Source organism: Pontibacter sp. HJ8 (assembly GCF_054824225.1).
Genome location: NZ_JSYF01000627.1, coordinates 16,364 through 30,458 on the forward strand (window position 1 = coordinate 16,364; position 14,095 = coordinate 30,458).

The following is a 14,095-nucleotide window of genomic DNA, read 5'->3' on the forward strand; positions in this document are numbered from 1 at the left end:
GAAGGTGCAGCAAGGCGATCAGGAATGCTGTAGAAAATAGGGCTCTTCACTATCCTGGAGCTGTTTTTTTGAGGTGAAACAGGAGCTGCTGTTTCAGGCTATATCCGGTACAGGGGCATAGCAGTGCCAGGCAAAATTTATCGACAAACAGGTGGTGGAGAAGCCAGGAAAAGTGCCGATGAAATGAACCCGGGCAGCCGGCAATGGGCACCGTATGCAGGGCTTCTGAAGGTAGGGGACAGAAAAAATGCAGCTCAAAAAGCGGGGGTTTATTTTTTATTTTATACTTTAGCAGCTGAATACGATCGCTTTGGCGAGAGATTTATAAAGAAGAGGCGAGAGAACAGGCTCTGTGATCCTCTGGCAACCATCTGGTTAGAAAGGTGCCAAATCCTGCCCAAACACATTTTAAGGGAAAGATAAACATGAATACGTTTCAAAGCTCCTCCACTTCCGAAAGGGTATTAACCTCAAATTCTTCACTTGTTCCTGCTGTTACCATAGCTACTGAGCTATGTTGCTGCTGTTGTTGCTTCTGCTAAGGAAATTTTTCTCCTTTAGGTCACAACTATAGCCCTGATGCCTTTCCCGCACCGTCTTCGGCTAAAAGACCTTTTCTGTTAATTCTTAAACCAAAAGGCGCCGCCGCTTTGCCGCAGGTCGAACTCCTGTATTGCGCTGCCGGTTCCCGCAGAACAGCCATGCCAATAGCTATTATACCTCATCAGGCTTTTATCAACGATCGCGCAGACCTAAACACTGCGCCTGGCCTCTTTGAGCCTTATACCAAGCACCCTTCTCATCCGCTGCAACCGGAAATGGTTGCAGAATGTCTCTCCGTCCAGCACCTGTGCTGTTGTTGTTGCGCCTGTTAGGCACAACCTCCCGCTCTCCCCTCTATCACTGGTTGTGCTGCATCCGGCTTTTTAGCAAAGCAGCTGCGGCACCTGTTTCCATTCTTATTATTTCAGTTTATGCAAAGTTTCAGAACCGAACTAGAAAATCCGCTAGTCGAAAAAGATATAATCGATCTGGAGAAAAAAATACGTCTGTACCGCGAAGGCAAGCTGCACGAAGACAAGTTCCGTAGCCTGCGCCTGGCCCGCGGTGTATACGGGCAGCGCCAACTGGGTGTGCAGATGGTGCGTATCAAGCTGCCTTTTGGCAGACTCACGACCAAACAACTGCTGCGCATTGCTGCCATTTCAGACGAATACTCTACCGGCAACCTGCACCTGACCACGCGCCAGGATGTACAGCTGCACCACGTCAGTCTGGATCGTACCCCAGCACTGTGGGCAGAGCTGGAGCAGGACGATATCACCATTCGCGAGGCCTGCGGGAATACGGTGCGCAACATCACGGCCTCGCCCGAGGCAGGTATAGATCCGCTAGAGCCTTTTGACGTGTCGCCCTACGCCGACGCTGCATTCCGCTTTTTCCTGCGCAACCCGATCTGCCAGGACATGGGGCGCAAGTTTAAGATCGCCTTCTCATCCAACAACCAGGACAATGCCCTGACCTACATCCACGACCTGGGCTTTATACCCAGGGTAGAAGAGAAGGAGAGCGTGCCGGTGCGTGGCTTTAAGGTGCTGATAGGCGGTGGCCTGGGCGCGCAGCCTTTGCTGGCGGAAGTGGCCTACGAGTTTCTGCCCGAAGATCAGCTGATCCCGCTCATTGAAGGGGTACTGCGCGTTTTTGACCGGTACGGCGAGCGCAACAACCGCAACAAGGCCCGTTTTAAGTACCTGCTCAACAAGCTGGGGCTGCCCGAGGTGTTGCGCCTGGTAGAGGAAGAAGCCAAAGCTCTGAAAGTGCATACCTACGAGGTCGTGGAAAAAGAAGGCTACGTGCCAGAGCTGCCTGCCCCGCAGGAGGTGCCTGCCTTTCACATCACCGATAGCGATACATTCCATGCCTGGCTCAAGACCAATGTATACCGGCAAAAGCAAACGGGCTACTACGGCATCTACATCAAAGTGCCGACAGGCGATATCAGCAGCGACAAGGCGCGGGAACTGGCAGCGCTGGTAGATGCCTTTGCGGCCGATGACATCCGGGTGACACAGGGACAGAACCTGCTGCTCAAATTTGTGAAGGAAGCGCATTTACCTTACTTCTTCTTCCGCTTGCAGGAGCTTGGGCTGGCCAGTCCGGGGTACGACAGCCTGGCCGATATTACCACCTGCCCTGGGACAGATACCTGCAACCTGGGCATCTCCAACAGCACCAACATTACGAAAGTGCTGGAGCAGGTAGTGGTAGAAGAGTACCCGGAGTTCCTGTTCAACAAAGACCTGAAAATAAAGATCAGCGGCTGCATGAACTCCTGCGGACAGCATGGCATGAGCAGTCTGGGCTTTCATGGCTCCTCCCTTAAGAACGGCGACCGGGTGGTGCCCGCCCTGCAGGTGCTGCTGGGTGGTGGCACCCTGGGCAACGGCGAGGGCCGTGTGGCGCAAAAAGTGATCAAGGTGCCCAGCAAGCGAGGGCCGGAGGTGCTGCGCCGCGTCATCAACGACTATACCTTGAACAAAGTGGAAGGGGAGAATTTCTTCCACTACTACGACAGGCAGGGCAAGAACTATTTCTTCCAGCTGCTCAAGCCGCTGGCCGACCTGAGCACCTTGCAGCCGGAAGGGTTGATCGACTGGGGACACGAAGGCGCCTTTGAAACAGCCATTGGGGTAGGCGAATGTGCCGGGGTGATGATAGACCTGGTGGCAACCCTCCTCTATGAGTCAGACGAGAAGCTGGAGTGGGCAGCAGAGGCGCTGGAAGACAAGCGCTTTGCCGACGCCCTCTACTATGGGTATACCGCCTTCATCAGCACGGCCAAAGCGCTGCTACTCGACAAAGGAGTGACCTGTAATACGCAGCATGGTATCCTCAGCGACTTTGATACACACTATGTGGTAACCGGAGATTTTAGCTTTTCTCCTGACTTCAGAAGTGTTGTGTTGCAGCTGAACAAACAGGAGCCGGGAGAGGCTTTTGCCCGGGAATACCTGGCCCGGGCGCTGCAGTTCTTGCAGCAGGCGACCAGCCTCAGAGCAGAAAGGAAGCTGGTCAAATAGTAAGGATACGTTCCTTCACACATTCAAAATTCAACAACCATGGCATCAAGAAGAAAAGAAATAAAAGGCGCACAGCCGACTCAACATACAACCTATCATCCACCAAAATTAACCCTGATCGGCGCAGGTCCCGGCGACCCCGATCTGATCAGCGTGAAAGGTATAAAGGCGCTGGCGAAGGCAGACGTAGTGCTCTATGATGCGCTCGTTAACCCTGAACTGCTGCAGTATGTGCCGGCCCAAGTGCCTAGAATATATGTGGGCAAACGTGCCGGGGCGCACAGTTATAAGCAGGAGGACATCAACAACCTGATCGTGGATCTTGCCTATACCTATGGGCACGTGGTGCGGTTGAAAGGAGGAGATTCCTTCGTGTTTGGCCGGGGCTACGAAGAGCTGGCCCATGCCGATAAGTTCAACATACCGACATCTGTAGTACCCGGCATCTCCAGCAGCATTGCGGTGCCTGAGTTGCAGCAAATTCCCCTAACTTTACGCGGCGTGAACGAAAGCTTCTGGGTGATTACGGGTACCACGAGTTCCGGCGAATTATCAAAAGACATCCCACTGGCCGCTGCCTCGGACGCCAGTGTCATCATCCTGATGGGCATTAGCAAACTGCCTGAGATCGTGGAAACGTTTTCGAAAGCCGGCAAAGCGGATATACCGGTGGCCGTCATCCAGAACGGCTCTTTGCCCGATGAAAAGATGGCGATCGGCAACATCCACAATATTGAGGAGCGGGTGCGGGCAAAAGGTGTGGGTGCCCCTGCTATCATCATCATCGGAGAAGTCGTGGCTTACCATCCGGCTTTACGTTACGCACGGGAGTTCAGTGTGGGGCAGCAACTGCAGGCACAGTAGGTCGAAGGTATAGCAGAATATGAGCATCGAAACAGAAGTAGTACCTGTGCCGGCAGCAACGGCTGAGCAAGTGCAGAATCCGCTTTTCCCTGTCTTCCTCAAGCTGGAAGAACTGCAGACGCTGGTAGTGGGAGGGGGCTTGGTAGGGCTGGAAAAACTGTCGGCCATTCTCCGGAACAGCCCGGGGGCAGCCATCACTTTGGTAGCCCCCGAGATACGGGATGAGATTTATACCTTAGCCGAGCAGCATCCGAACCTGACGCTCTGCCTGCGCGGGTTTGAGGAAGCTGACCTGCCAGGAAAAGATATCGTGCTGATCGCTACGAATGAAAAGCCCCTGAACAAAGCTATCCGGGACCTGGCGCGGGTACACAAAATACTGGTCAACGTAGCCGATACGCCACAGGAATGTGACTTTTATCTGGGCTCCATTGTGCAAAAGGGAAGCCTGAAGCTGGCAATTTCGACCAACGGAAAATCTCCCACGGTAGCCAAACGGGTGAAGGAGGTGCTGCACGATACCCTGCCGGGAGAGTTGGAGCAGGTGCTGGCCAATCTGACGAAGATACGCGCTACCCTGGCAGGCGATTTTTCGGACAAGGTACGGAAGCTCGACGAGATCACGCAGGTGCTGGTAAGTCCGCAGCAGCCGGCAAAGAAGCGGAAGCGCTTTCATGTGAAACGGACCCTGATCTATACCCTGGCCGCTCTTGCCCTGATGGTGACGGGCCACCTCTTGTTCAGCTATATTCCCTTCGAAGTCTGGGGCAAACTGGCCTGGGAAGTAGCCGCGCAGGTTGATTCGGAGATTCTGATCTTTATTCTGGCAGGTTTTGTAGCGCAGCTGATCGATGGTGCCCTGGGGATGGCCTATGGCGTCAGCGCCACAACATTCCTGCTCAGCTTCGGCATATCGCCGGTAGCGGCAAGTGCCAGCGTGCACGCTTCCGAGATCTTCACTTCCGGGGTTTCCGGGCTGATGCACCTTAGGTTCGGGAACGTAAACAGCAAGCTCTTCAAATCCCTTGTGCTGCCGGGTGTGGTAGGGGCTATCATCGGGGCGTACCTGCTTTACAATCTCGAGGAATATCTCTTTATCATCAAACCTTTGATAGCCTGTTATACCTTGGTACTGGGGCTGCTGATACTGAAAAAAGCGCTGGTGAAACGGGTGAAGAAAAAGCCGGTGCGAAACATTGCTCCTCTGGCTACCATGGGTGGCCTGCTCGACGCCATCGGCGGAGGCGGCTGGGGACCTATCGTTTCTTCTACGCTGATTGCCAAAGGCCGCAGCCCGATGTATACCATTGGTTCGGTGAACCTGGCGGAGTTCTTTGTATCGGTAGCCAGTTCGGTTACCTTTATCACACTGATCGGGCTCACGCACTGGCAGATCATACTGGGTCTGGTACTGGGCGGTATGATCGCAGCCCCTATCGGAGCATTGCTGGCCCGGCGCCTGCCCGTCAAAACCATGATGGTGTTTGTAGGTATAGTCGTGATCATCGTCAGCCTGCGCCTGATTGTGATGGCTGTAGTTTAAAACAAAACCTCAATCCCGGCGGCAGCGTCTGCGGGCGCTGCTGCCTTCATACAACAGCTCAAAAAAATAATGTCTACGAACGAAACCAACGCTATCCGGCTGCAGGCCCCGAAGTCGCACAACCGGGAGCATTCAGTCCCACTATACCTGACGTCCAGCTACGTTTTTGAAAGCGCCGAGCAGGCCCGTGCCGTGTTTGCGGAAGAAGAAGAAGGAAATGTGTACTCGCGCTACTCCAACCCCAATGTGGATGAGCTCTTAACCAAAATGTGTTACCTCGAAAAAGCGGAGGAGGGGATTGCCTTTGCTTCCGGTATGGGGGCCGTGTTTGCCAGCCTGGCCGCCCTGCTCAGGTCCGGCGATCATGTGCTGGCCTGCCGCTCTGTTTTCGGCTCCACCCACCAGCTTCTTACCAACATCTTGCCCAAGTGGGGCATTTCGCATTCCTATGCCGATGCTGCTAAGCCCGATGAGTGGGAGAAACTGATCACGCCGGCGACAAAGCTGATCCTGATCGAAACGCCTTCCAACCCGGGGCTGGAGCTCATCGACCTGGAGTGGCTCGGGGAGCTCAAGCGCAGACACAACCTGATCCTGGTAGTCGACAACTGCTTTGCCACGCCCATTCTGCAAAACCCGGTTGATTACGGCACGGATATCGTAGTTCATTCTGCCACCAAGTATATTGACGGGCAGGGACGCGTGCTGGGAGGTATAGCCGTAGGACGCAAAGACCTGATCGCAGAGATCCGGTATTTCTCACGCCATACCGGTCCTGCCATGTCTGCCTTCAATGCCTGGGTGCTGTCCAAGAGCCTGGAGACACTCCAGTTGCGTGTGGAAAAGCATTGTGAAAACGCCCTGAAGCTGGCCCAGGCGCTGGAAGGAAATGCCGCGCTGGAGCAGGTGCGCTATCCGTTCCTGGCGTCTTTCCCGCAGTACGAACTGGCCAAACGGCAAATGCGGCAGGGAGGCGGCATCATCACCATTACGGTCAGAGGTGGTTACGAAGCAGCCAGGCGATTTATTGATAACCTGCAGCTGGTGAGCATCAGTGCCAATCTCGGGGATACCCGCACCATCGTGACGCATCCGGCATCCACCACGCATTCGAAGCTGACCGAGCAGGAGCGCCAGGCGACCGGCATCACCCCCGGGCTGGTGCGTATATCGGTCGGGCTGGAGAATGTAGGGGATGTAATAGCAGATGTACAGCAGGCACTGGCTCAGGTATAGCCAAGGTAGGTATAGGATCAGCTCAAAACCAAACAGGCCGCTTTTACGAATGCAGGAGCGGCCTGTTTGGTTCTGGTAGTCAGTAGGTGTTACACCAGCTCGAAGGAGTGGGTGATCGTAGCTGTTTTGTAAAGGATAGCGGCCACCGAGCAGTACTTTTCCAGTGAGAGGGCAATGGCCTTGCTCACTTTCTCTTCGTCGAGTTGTCCGCCCAGTATAAAGTGGATGTGGATGTTGCTGAAGAGGTTGAACTCCTCCACCTTCTGCCGCTCAGCGCTTACCTTGATGTCAAAACGCTCCAGTGGCTGGCGTTGCTTTTTGAGGATCAGGATAATGTCGATGGCGCTGCAGCCCCCCAGGCCCATGAGCAGGAGCTCCATGGGGCGTGCGCCGGCATTGTGCCCGCCTATCTCCGAGGCGCCGTCTATATTCACGGCTACGCCGGCGGCACCTTTTGCTTCAAAGTGAAAATCCTGATCTATTCTGGTTAGGTTAATTTCCATGCGATGGTCTTGGTTTCTAAAGTTCGAAAATAAAAAAGGAATCCCCCACCTGCAAGTTTTACCGGGCGGGTGGGGGATTTTGCTTGAAGGGGATCAATAAAATCAGTCTGCCAGTTCTGCTACCATGCCGGCACCTACGGTGGCAAATGACGTTTCCTCCACCAGTATAAAACCCCCGTTGGAGCGGTTTTGGTCATAGGTATCGAGCAGGAGCGGAGAAGCTGTTCTGATCAGTACCCGGCAAATGTCGTTGAGCTGTACCTGGTCAATGTCTTCCAGGTGGTCAAGGGTGTTTACATCCACTTTGTACTGGATTTCCTTGACCACGCTTCGTACTTCGGCGGCATTGTGGCGGAGCAACAGCCTGGCACCCGGCTTGAGGGGCTTGTTGTGCATCCAGCATACGAGCGCCTCAAATTCCTGTACAGGTTCGGGCTGGTTCTCCTGTTTCACAATCACGTCGCCCCGGCTGATATCCAGTTCGTCTTCCAACTGCACCACTACCGACATAGGCGCAAACGCTTCCTCCAGTTCTGCGCCTGCAATCTCAACCGACTTGATCACGGAATGCTGACCGGATGGCAGCACGCTTATTTTATCGCCTTTGCGATAGGTGCCGCTGATCACTTTGCCGGCATAGCCCCGGTAGTCGTGGTACTCGGCCGTGAGCGGACGGATAACGTACTGCACCGGAAAACGGGCGGTCTCCAGGTTAAAGTCTGCCGAAACCGGTACTTCCTCCAGGTGCTGCAGCAGGCTTGGTCCGGTATACCAGGGCATCGCGTCAGAGCCATCCACAATGTTGTCGCCTTTCAGGGCGCTCACCGGTATAAACGAAATGGCTTTCGCGTTCAGTTTCCCGGCAAACCGGGTATAGTCTGCCACGATCTCCTTGTAGATAGCTTCGTCATAGCCCACCAGGTCCATCTTGTTGATGCAGATGACCAGATGCGGTATACCCAGCAGCGAGGAAATGATGGAGTGACGGCGGGTCTGCTCCTGCACGCCTTTGCGGGCATCTACCAGGATAATGGCCAGGTTAGAGTTCGAGGCGCCGGTGACCATGTTGCGGGTATACTGGATGTGCCCCGGTGCATCCGCTATGATAAATTTGCGCTTATCGGTGTTGAAGTACTTATAGGCCACATCGATGGTGATGCCCTGCTCGCGTTCCGCCTTCAGGCCATCCGTCAGCAGCGAAAGGTCTATATCCCCGTCCTCGTTGACACGACCGGAGCTTTCAATGGCTTCCAGCTGGTCGAGGTAGATCTGTTTGGTGTCGTAGAGCATCCGGCCAATGAGGGTGCTTTTGCCGTCGTCCACATTGCCGGCGGTTATAAATCGTAATATATCCATGTTAAAAATATCCTCCTTTCTTACGGTCTTCCATCGCCGTTTCCGACATTTTGTCGTCGATGCGGGTAGCACCACGTTCACTTAGTTTTGACTCCAGGATCTCGGCTATCACGCTGTCCGTGTCATAGGCCACCGACTCAACCGCAGCGGTACAGGTCATATCGCCTACCGTGCGGAAGCGTACTTTCCGTGTCACCACCACGTCTTCCGGATCACGGTAAATAAAGTTGGAGGTCGCCATCAGCTTACCATCCCGTATGAGGCATTCCCGCTCATGGGTATAGTATATTTCCGGCAAGGCGATGTTCTCCCGCCGGATGTAGTTCCACACGTCGAGCTCGGTCCAGTTGCTGATCGGGAACACGCGCACGTTTTCCCCTTTCTGGATATGGCCGTTGTAGATGTTCCACAATTCAGGGCGTTGGCGCTTGGGGTCCCACTGGCCGAACTCATCCCGCACCGAAAAGATGCGCTCCTTGGCGCGGGCCTTTTCCTCGTCGCGGCGTGCACCGCCGATGCAGGCGTCAAAGCCAAACTCCTCAATGGTTTCCAGCAAGGTATAGGTTTGCAGTCCGTTGCGGCTGGCATAGCGGCCGGTCGGCTCCGACAGGTTTTGTTTCCGGATGGTGTCCTCTACCTGGCGCACAATCAGTTTTTCGCCCAGGCGCCCGGCCAGTTCGTCCCGGTAGCGGATGGCTTCCGGAAAGTTGTGCCCGGTATCAATGTGCACCAGCGGAAAAGGAAATTTGCCCGGCCGGAAAGCCTTTTCAGCCAGGCGTACCAGGGTGATGGAATCTTTGCCCCCGGAAAAGAGCAGGGCAGGCTTTTGGAACTGTCCTGCTACCTCACGCATGATGTGAATGGCCTCTGCCTCCAGCTGGTCCAGGTAATTAAGGTATCTTGTGTTCATATAGCTGTTACTGAATTGCTTCTTTGCTTGGTGATGGAAAACTGACTGCTTCTTCAGCCGGGTGGTTTTCCGGTTGATGTGTGTGCAGGCCGCATTCTTTTTTGGAGCTGTCTTCCCACCACCAGCGGCCGGAGCGGAAGTTTTCGCCTTCGGCTATCGCCCGGGTGCAGGGGGCGCAGCCAATGCTGACAAAGCCTTTGTCGTGCAGCGGATTGTAGGGCACCTGCAAGTACTTTACCGCCTCGCGTACTTCTTCCAGCGTCCAGTGAAGCAGCGGGTTATACTTGATCACCCCGAAGCCCGGATCCCACTCGAGCAGTTGCATCCCCTGCCGGTTGTCCGACTGCTCGGCCCGGAGGCCGGTGATCCAGAGCTGCACGCCCTGCAGGGCCCGCTTCAGAGGCTCCACCTTGCGCACGTAGCAACACGCTTTGCGGTCTTCCAGAGAGTTATAAAAGCTGAGCGGGCCCTTGGCATTGACCAATTGCTCTACCGCGTCGTGTTTGGGAAAGTAGATTTCCATCTTCCGGCCGTAGCGCTCATTGGTGCGGTTGAGCAAGGCATAGCTTTCATTAAAAAGCCGGCCCGTATCGAGGGTGAATACCCGCACCGGCAGCCCGTCCGAAAAAATATAGTGGGTGATCAACTGGTCTTCTATACCCAGGCTGGAGGAGAAGGCGATGCTGCCCTCAAATTCAGTTGCCAGGAAGTGCAGCCCTTCCGGTACTGATTTGCCTTCCAGGGCTGCAGACAACGCAGGTAGCCTGGATTCTAAAGTGAGTAACTGACTCATGTAAGCAATGTTAAATTATGGAAAGATTTTCCCCTGCCTGCTCTCAGCTATACCTGTGCGCCTCACATGGAGCCAGCCATGGAAACCCCATACAGCGAAACACGATGCTGTAAGCCCCCGGTCAGGAGGCTAGGTATAGGAAAAACAGCTGAAGGGATCATCCGCAGGTCAGAGCCGTTGCGGAAATTAGAGAGAGATGTGATGTATTAGCACATGCAACAGCAACAACAGCTTAGCGCTTTTTGCTGAGAATCTGGCATTGTAAAAACAGAAGAATGGATGAGGCAGGTAGTAGCACTACGAGCAGGATCCTGGGTTGATGTGGAAATAACAGTTTGCATAATGCTTTTGAATTTATCTATCCCGACAATTCGGGTTAGGATTTGGCACCTGCCTAGAGGGTGGTTGCCAGAGGGTCACGGAGCCTAGTCTCTCGCCTCTTCTTTATAAATTATTTCTGTTTCCGTACAAACAGTACAGTTACCGAAGTACAATATTATCGATTAATTCAATCAATCGATAAGGAAATGTGCAAAATGTTTTGGCAACGCTGTCTTTAAGCTGCCAGCGTTGCCACGTATTTGACCAGCGAGCGCTTGGCAATAGGCAGCAGCGCACTCTCCAGGGGGCAGGGCACTTTGGCAACCACCACGAAGGTAGCAGGGTTGGGGAGTTCCTGATTTTCCTTCACCAGCTGTACTTTGAGGTTCTCGTGCGTCTGGGTCAGGCCGCGGCGTACGGTCCGGAGCAGCTGCGTGTGGATGCCCCTGTACTTCTCATACGTGTTCTCAAATACCGTGATGCGGTAACCGTATACCTGCGTTTCCTTGCCCGGGAAAGCATCCAGGAAAAGGTAACCCTCATCAAAATACATGGGCGTGATTCCTACCGGGTTGACCTCCAGGTGCTTTTCGATGAAGTTATACAACTCCTTGCCTTCCTCCACCGCGTTTACAAACAGGGGAGCGGCAAACTGGATGATCTCCTCGATCTGCTGCATGGTTTCATCGTCTTCCACGATTTTCTCATACACCAGTTCGAGCTTCTCGAAGTCGGCCCGGGTGATGCGTTGCGGAAAGGCTTCATACACCAGTTTTTTGTGCGCTTTTACCTGCTGCAGGTTCCGGTAGTGCAGGATGAGATCGGAGAAAACAGGGTAGAGGCGCTGCTGCCCGAACTCAGCCCGGGCGGACTGCAGGTAAGACAGCAGCAGGTATTTTTTATATTCAAAATCGATAAGGCCTTCCGTCAGCCAGTTGATGGGTAGCTTTTGCATAGGCGTCCTGTATTAGCTGTTGTGAGCGCTTCACTGATACTAAGTTGTGTGATAATTTCCGGATAGGTAATCAGGCTGCCCGGCTATACCTGCCGGGCGGCCTGATTACCTAAAAAACGAAGAATCTGAGGGAGATGTTACTCCTTTGTGTGTGAGAGCCGGTTTGGATGTTGCTATACCTGCTGCTGCGAAGTTTGCCGTGGCTGGCTAACCTTCGCGTATACCTTTCGTTTAAAATCAGAGGTGCAGAAAAGAGGTGCAATTGCCGCCACAGGGTGATGGCCTCATTTCATCCATCCTTAAACCAATAAAAGAGATGAACTATACAGAGAACTTTGAAGGGATAAAAATAGATGTACAGGCAGTAGACATTACGATTTCGGATGATCTGCAGCTAAACGTGCGCAACGCCATCACGAAGCTGAAGCGCCACGCCAAAAAGATCGACTCGGTGGATGTATACTTCAAAGAAGAAGCCAACCAGTCGACTGATTCGAAGAAAGTAAGTATGCGCGTAGGTATACCGGGTAATGACGTATTTGCCGAGGATACCGGAGATAACTGGTATGAGCAATTGAAGAACGTAGAAGAGAAGCTCAGACGCCAGCTCGAGAAAAGATAAATCCGCAACGCATGTTGTACCCTCAAACCCGCTGCATCACCCGGTATACCCGGTCTTGCAGCGGGTTTGCTGGTTAACCCGGAAAAATAACGTATGTCGGAGACTTATTACAAGAACAAAAGCATTCTCATTACCGGCGGGGCGCAGGGGATCGGTCTGGGTATGGCCGAAGCGTTTGCCAGGGCCAAAGCAACTGTCGTGATCACCGATCAGGACGAAGAAGCAGGGCAGGAGGCACTGGAGCGGCTCCGGGCGCAGGACCTGCAGGCGGTGTTTATACCGTGTGATGTGGCGCAGGAGGCACAGGTACAAAACCTGCTGGAGAAGGTAGGGGAGAAATATCCACAGCTGGATGTGCTCATCAACAATGCCGGCATCAGCGATCCTTTCCAGGGGGCGCTGGACGAGCTGCAGCTGGCGGACTTTGACCGGATGCTGGCCGTGAATCTGCGGGGGCCTTTGCTTTGTGCCAGGTATGCGCTGCCGCTGCTCCGCAAAGCGGCTCATCCGGCCATCCTGAACATCACGTCTACGCGGGCTTTTATGTCAGAACCGGATACCTTTGCTTATACCGCTTCCAAAGGAGGGCTCGAAGCCCTGACGCATGCGCTGGCCGTGAGTCTGGCAGCCGACCGCATACGGGTGAATGCCCTTGCTCCGGGCTGGATCGAGACCGGCCCCTGGCAGAAAGAGAGCGGGCGCTACGAACCCAACCACACAAAAGAGGACAAAGCGCAACACCCGGCGGGGCGCGTCGGTATACCCGGAGATATTGCAGCGGCTGCTTTGTTTCTGTGTTCCAACCAGGCAGGGTTTATCACAGGGCAGCACCTGGTCATCGACGGAGGTATGACAGTGAAAATGATTTACAACTAAAATTGAATATTCCCAACTATTACACGCTTCGTGCGGTAAACTAGAAGCAACTATTTTTGCCTATGGTGAACAGTCCTTATAACCCGGTTTTGCTTTACGTAACAGATCCAATGTGTGCGTGGTGCTATGGCTTTACGCATGTGATCAGGCGTTTAAGAGCCCTCTGGCATGGCCGCCTGACGGTAGAGGTGATAGCCGGAGGGCTCAACCCCTATGCGCAGGAGCCGATCACACGAGAGGAAAAAGAACGGCTGGCCGTCAGCTGGCACCGGGTACAGGAACGTACCAGCCTGCCTTTCAATTACGGACTGTTTCTCAACAGGGAATTTGTTTACAATACCGAGCCCGCTGCCCGTGCCCTGCACGTCGTGCGCCGGCTCCGGCCAGCCCTTTCGCTGGAAGTACTACGCGCGCTCCATTCTGCTTTTTATGCCGATGGCCTTAACTTAACGGATCCGCTGGTGCTTGCCCAGGTGATACGACCTTTCGGGATCAAAGAAAACCTGTTTTTTACGCTCTTCGAGGCAGAGGACCTGATAGAAGAGACAGAAAAGGAGTTTGAATTCGCACAAATGATCGGTGTCACCAACTTTCCCAGCGTTTTTGTAGAAGGAGGTATGGGGCCCGAATTGCTGGTGAAAGGTTTCTGCCAACTGGATGAACTGGAAGGCCGCCTGCTCCAGCATCTTGAAATGGTATAGTTCCGACAGGCTTCCCGAAAACCTTATCTTAATCAAAGGCGCCGTACTTATCCCCCTTATGCGGCCCGTTATACGTTCTTCCGGTATACCCTGCCGGTCAGGGCGGCGTACTTCCCAGAGCGATCAGAATATAAAAAGTAGGGCCGGTTTGCCCGTATCGGCGCCTGATCAGCAGGGCGGAGTACGTTCTTTTTTATCAGGCTCTTATCCGCTGTTACGACCCCAATCAGCTACCTGATCCGATGGAAACCCATGTTGTAAAACAGGTACCCAAAAGAATGGAATATTTGGCTAAATATTAAATAATGAGTATATTTAGGTGCCAAAGTAATAGC

12 protein-coding genes and 2 riboswitches are annotated in these 14,095 nt (G+C 53.8%); of the genes, 7 read left to right on the top strand and 5 right to left on the bottom strand.

All coding sequences use genetic code 11. The annotated features are described in order from the left end of the window. Positions 1-319 precede the first annotated feature (319 nt). A riboswitch (SAM riboswitch) is annotated at positions 320-426 on the top strand. Between the two features lie 548 nt (positions 427-974). From OB13_RS20200 to OB13_RS20215, 4 genes are all read left to right on the top strand, one after another. Then, positions 975-3,080: a nitrite reductase gene (locus OB13_RS20200; protein WP_461491990.1), complete on the top strand. Its 2,106-nt coding sequence runs from the start codon at positions 975-977 to the stop codon at positions 3,078-3,080. A 39-nt stretch (positions 3,081-3,119) separates the two neighbouring features. Then, positions 3,120-3,944, top strand: coding sequence for a uroporphyrinogen-III C-methyltransferase (cobA, locus tag OB13_RS20205; RefSeq protein ID WP_461491991.1), 825 nt, complete (start codon positions 3,120-3,122; stop codon positions 3,942-3,944). A gap of 19 nt (positions 3,945-3,963) precedes the next feature. Further along, a complete protein-coding gene (locus tag OB13_RS20210) occupies positions 3,964-5,487 on the top strand; it encodes a TSUP family transporter (RefSeq protein WP_461491992.1) in 1,524 nt (507 codons plus the stop codon). Positions 5,488-5,556: 69 nt separating this feature from the next. Continuing rightward, a complete protein-coding gene (locus tag OB13_RS20215) occupies positions 5,557-6,723 on the top strand; it encodes a trans-sulfuration enzyme family protein (RefSeq protein WP_461491993.1) in 1,167 nt (388 codons plus the stop codon). Positions 6,724-6,812: 89 nt separating this feature from the next. On the opposite strand, the gene OB13_RS20220 is transcribed toward OB13_RS20215, so the two are convergent. The 5 genes from OB13_RS20220 to OB13_RS20240 form a co-directional block, all read right to left on the bottom strand. Beyond that, positions 6,813-7,226, bottom strand: a complete 414-nt coding sequence (locus OB13_RS20220; RefSeq protein WP_461491994.1) for an OsmC family protein — start codon at positions 7,224-7,226, stop codon at positions 6,813-6,815. 102 nt (positions 7,227-7,328) lie between these two features. Continuing rightward, a complete protein-coding gene (locus OB13_RS20225; protein WP_461491995.1) occupies positions 7,329-8,582 on the bottom strand; it encodes a sulfate adenylyltransferase subunit 1 in 1,254 nt (417 codons plus the stop codon). A gap of 1 nt (position 8,583) precedes the next feature. After that, complete coding sequence (gene cysD / locus OB13_RS20230; RefSeq protein WP_461491996.1) at positions 8,584-9,492, bottom strand: sulfate adenylyltransferase subunit CysD; 909 nt, start codon at positions 9,490-9,492, stop codon at positions 8,584-8,586. 7 nt (positions 9,493-9,499) lie between these two features. Then, positions 9,500-10,285: a phosphoadenylyl-sulfate reductase gene (locus tag OB13_RS20235; RefSeq protein ID WP_461491997.1), complete on the bottom strand. Its 786-nt coding sequence runs from the start codon at positions 10,283-10,285 to the stop codon at positions 9,500-9,502. A gap of 351 nt (positions 10,286-10,636) precedes the next feature. Next, positions 10,637-10,738, bottom strand: a riboswitch (SAM riboswitch). A 103-nt stretch (positions 10,739-10,841) separates the two neighbouring features. Beyond that, on the bottom strand, positions 10,842-11,561 hold the full coding sequence (locus tag OB13_RS20240; protein WP_461491998.1) for a hypothetical protein: 720 nt from the start codon (positions 11,559-11,561) through the stop codon (positions 10,842-10,844). A gap of 316 nt (positions 11,562-11,877) precedes the next feature. Here OB13_RS20240 and hpf point away from each other — a divergent pair, with 316 nt between their 5' ends. From hpf to OB13_RS20255, 3 genes are all read left to right on the top strand, one after another. Next, on the top strand, positions 11,878-12,183 hold the full coding sequence (gene hpf / locus OB13_RS20245) for a ribosome hibernation-promoting factor, HPF/YfiA family (RefSeq protein ID WP_461491999.1): 306 nt from the start codon (positions 11,878-11,880) through the stop codon (positions 12,181-12,183). A gap of 93 nt (positions 12,184-12,276) precedes the next feature. Further along, a complete protein-coding gene (locus tag OB13_RS20250) occupies positions 12,277-13,059 on the top strand; it encodes an SDR family NAD(P)-dependent oxidoreductase (protein WP_461492000.1) in 783 nt (260 codons plus the stop codon). Between the two features lie 110 nt (positions 13,060-13,169). Further along, positions 13,170-13,760 (top strand): DsbA family protein, encoded by a 591-nt coding sequence (locus OB13_RS20255; RefSeq protein WP_461492001.1) that lies wholly within the window; start codon positions 13,170-13,172, stop codon positions 13,758-13,760. The last annotated feature ends 335 nt before the right edge of the window (positions 13,761-14,095 follow it).